We start from the raw sequence: 3,698 nt of genomic DNA, 5'->3' as shown, positions 1-3,698 counted from the left end.
TCGCGGCCTGCTCGATCGCCTGGATCAAGGGCACCGGCGCCACCGAGGAATCGCTCGACCGACTACGGGCGCTCGTCGCCGACGGATACCGCGAGCCGGACGACCGCGGCTAGTGCTCTGACCGCCTAGGTTCGCCGGGTTGGTGGTTACAGCGGTTGGATGTGCGGTGACGTCCGTCCGACCGCTGGAGGTGTGGTGGCTGAGCCTGTCCGTGTGCGCAGGTTGACCGACCCGGCGGGAACCGGGTCCCGGTGATCGCGAAGCTGGTCCAGGCCGACGAGGACACTGTCCCGGACGTGATCCACCGGTTCAACGAGATCGGTCTGGCCTGCTTGAACCCTCGGTGGGCGGGAGGCCGTCCCCGCCTTCTCAGTCCTGACGACGAGGACTTCGTCGTTCAGACGGCCACCACCCGCCCGACCAGGCTCGGCCAGCCGTTCACCCGCTGGTCCATTCGCAAACTCGCCGCCCACCTGCGGAAAGTGCACGGCCGCGTGATCAGGATCGGCCGTGAGGCGTTACGGTGTCTGCTCGCCCGCCGCGGCATCACCTTCCAGCGCACCAAGACCTGGAAGGAGTCTCCGGACCCGGACCGCGACACCAAGCTCGACCGCATCGAACACGTGCTGGAGCGGTTCGCGGACCGGGTGTTCGCGTTCGACGAGTTCGGCCCGCTCGGCATCCGGCCCACGGGCGGATCGTGCTGGGCCGAGCAGAGCCGGCCCGAGCGGCATCCCGCGACCTACCACCGCACCCACGGCGTCAGGTACTTCCACGGTTGCTACTCGGTCGGTGACGACACCCTCTGGGGCGTCAACCGGCGGAAGAAGGGCGCCGGGAACACCCTGGCCGCGCTCAGGTCGATCCACGCGGCACGCCCCGACGGCGCTCCGCTCTACGTGATCCTGGACAACCTGTCCGCGCTCAAGGACGACACCATCAGAAACTGGGCGAAGAAGAACCGGGTCGAGCTGTGCTTCACCCCGACCTACTCGTCCTGGGCCAACCCGATCGAGGCCCACTTCGGGCCGCTGCGACAGTTCACCGTCGCCAACTCCAACCACCGCGTCCAGACCAGAGCCCTGCATGCCTACCTACGCTGGCGGAACAAGAACGCTCGGCACCCCGACGTGTTGGCCGCCCAACGCAAGGAGCGCGCCCGCATCCGCAGCGAGAAGGGCATCCGCTGGGGCGGACGCCCCCTCGACTCGACGGCCTGATCAATCCGATGCGATGAAGTCGAACCAAGTATCAGGCCGACATCAGGGGCGGGACTGGCCTCGTGATAGCGGCAGCCGGCAGCAGAACGTCAGGTTCGGCGCCTGGATCCTCGGCGATGACGAGGCCGGTCGCGTCGATGTCGAAGCCGTTCGGCCAGATGGTCAGGTCGCTCGCCAGCGCGCCTTCGAGTCTCGCGTGCCGCAGGTCGGCGCCGCCGAGGTCGCAGCCCCGCAGATCGGCCAATCGTAGATCCGCACGGACGAACACCGCCCCATGGGCCCGAGCCTTGCGCAGGTTCGCCTCCCTGAGGTCCGCACCGGAGAAGTCCGCCTCCCGCAGGTCGGCCTTGACCAGGCGCGCCCCGCGCAGATCGGCGTCGAGACACCGAACCTGATGGAGTATCGACGTCCCGAGTTCGACATGCCGCAGGTTGGCCTCGATCAGTGACGCCCCGCTCAGGTTCACCTGATACACACTCGCCGCTTCCAAACACGTGGCGTCGAGGTTGACGCCGTTCAGCCACAGCCCGTCACAGTCGGCTCGACGAAGGTCGGTAAAGCTGACGTTGACCCACCCCGGGCTGCGTTCCTGGCCAAGCACCCCGAGGCAGGTGAGCGCCACCTGAGCATCGGCGGCACGGGTCTCCAGCGGGCGCACTGAGTTGATCGACACGTCCGCCGCCGCAACGCCCGGCTCCTGCGGCGGCCACGGTAGATGCGTCCGAAGGTACGCCGCCATGATCGAGACGACCGCCTCGTGGTCGCGGGCGGAATGGTCCGCGATCCGCCACAATGCGTAGAGGCCGCCGATCCGCACGTCCAGCTTGTCACTGCCGAGCTGTTCCACGGCCCGGCTGAAGCGATCGGTGACCTGGCCCTCCCGAGTGGCGTTCAGCCCGTCCTGACTGACACGCAACTGCCGCCAGGTGGCGTAGGCACCGAACAGGACGACTGCGCCACCGACCGCCTGCAGGAGCGTGGTGCGCACATTGTTCACCGCGTTCATCCGGTCCGCCGCAGCGAGGTGGGCACCGGCGAGATCATGCTCCACCACCATGCCCGGAAGGACCAGGAGCACGACGAACAGCACAGCCAGCGCGGCCACCACGACCGACGCCATGGCGACCGCGCGAGTCGCACGCCAGCGGCTATGAACAGATCCCCCCATAGCCATCGGATCCTAGTAGGGCTTGGTCAGGTCCGTAACGGTGTGGGTATGTCGCGGTGGCAGGTGGGACAGGAGCCGGCCCAGGTGGCGAGAAGGGTCTGGAGTTCTCGGAGGACTTGGTAGAGGCTCAGACCTGCGCCACGTCTTTTGGGTCTCGTGCCAGTCGTTGCAGCGTGCAGAAGGCATGGGCGGCTGATACGAGGGTGACGTGGTGGTGCCAGCCGCCCCAGGTGCGGCCTTCGAAGTGGGCCAGGCCCAGGGCCTGTTTCATCTCGCGGTAGTCATGCTCGATGCGCCAGCGGAGCTTGACCAGCCGGACCAGGGTCGCCAGCGGTATGCCGGAGGGCAGGCTGGAGAGCAGGAACTGCACGGGTTCGGGTTCGGTGGCCGGCCATTCGGCCAGCAGCCAGCGTTCGGGCAGTTCAGGACTGTCGGTGGCCTGGCGGACGCCGCGTCCGGCCGGGCGGATACGCAGAGCCACGAACCGCGAGTAGATGCGTTTGAAAGCCGCTGATTCCTCTGCCCGCGCGGGAGCCTTCTCGCCAGGACACCGGTCTCGCAGCTCCCGGACTTCGGCCATCTCCTCAGGAGTCACACCAGCTCAACAACACCCACGAGCAAACAGACACGCCACTCACGAGTGAAGCCGACCAAGCCCTACTAGGTCAGTCACACCCCGCCCGGTTCACGCAGGCTGAAGGCCCCTCATCAGGGCCGGAGGACACAGATTCCACTTCACCGAGGTCCTGCGGCGTGAGGTCGCGGTCGGGGGCCTCGTCGTCGCCGGGTCCCTCTGCCTCTCTTCGGGCCTTGCGCCGGTCGTTGAGAAGCGAAAAGACGACTGCGGCGAAATAGAGCCCCCAGATCGGCGCGGCCAGTGCCAGCATGGTCAACGGATCCGTGCTCGGCGTCGCCGCAGCCGAAAAGACCGTGATCCCCATGACCGTGCCGCGCCACCGGCCGAGCATCCGCCGGCCGGACAGCACTCCGGTGAGGTTCAGCATCACCAACAGCAGCGGCATCTCGAAGGAGAGACCGAAGACGACCACCATACGGGTGACGAGGTCGAGCAAGTCGTCCAGCGGCAGCAGGTTGTCCACCCCGTCCGGGGTGAGGTCGATCAACACCTTCGCGGTCGTGGGCAGCACCTCGTAGGCGAAGACGGCGCCGCCGAAGAACAGCGGGACGCCCACGCCGACGAATGCGTAGGCGTATCTCCGCTCGTGCTTGTGCAGGCCAGGGGCGACGAAAGCCCACAGCTGGTACAGCCATACCGGCGAGGCCAGCACGACACCGGCCATCAGAGACAC

The 3,698-nt window shown here is 67.4% G+C and carries 3 protein-coding genes and 1 pseudogene; 1 reads left to right on the top strand and 3 read right to left on the bottom strand.

What is annotated here, in order from left to right; genetic code table 11:
* Nucleotides 1–251: 251 nt before the first annotated feature.
* The gene (locus tag ABZ646_RS42635; protein WP_360532015.1) at nucleotides 252–1,220 is read left to right on the top strand and encodes an IS630 family transposase; all 969 of its coding nucleotides are present in this window, start codon (nucleotides 252–254) and stop codon (nucleotides 1,218–1,220) included.
* Nucleotides 1,221–1,251: 31 nt separating this feature from the next.
* Here the strand turns inward: ABZ646_RS42635 and ABZ646_RS42630 are convergent, their stop codons facing one another.
* From ABZ646_RS42630 to tatC, 3 genes and pseudogenes are all read right to left on the bottom strand, one after another.
* On the bottom strand, nucleotides 1,252–2,340 hold the full coding sequence (locus ABZ646_RS42630) for a pentapeptide repeat-containing protein (protein ID WP_360532012.1): 1,089 nt from the start codon (nucleotides 2,338–2,340) through the stop codon (nucleotides 1,252–1,254).
* Nucleotides 2,341–2,515: 175 nt separating this feature from the next.
* Nucleotides 2,516–2,884, bottom strand: a pseudogene (locus ABZ646_RS42625) (transposase); the annotation flags it as partial.
* A gap of 169 nt (nucleotides 2,885–3,053) precedes the next feature.
* Nucleotides 3,054–3,698, bottom strand: a 645-nt coding sequence (gene tatC / locus ABZ646_RS42620) for a twin-arginine translocase subunit TatC (RefSeq protein WP_360532009.1), incomplete at its 5' end; no start/stop codon positions are given.

The sequence above is a fragment of the Streptomyces sp. NPDC007162 genome (assembly GCF_040634175.1).
Taxonomy (GTDB): domain Bacteria; phylum Actinomycetota; class Actinomycetes; order Streptomycetales; family Streptomycetaceae; genus Streptomyces.
Note: the sequence above shows the minus strand (reverse complement) of the source record. Positions and strands in the feature narration are given on the sequence as shown.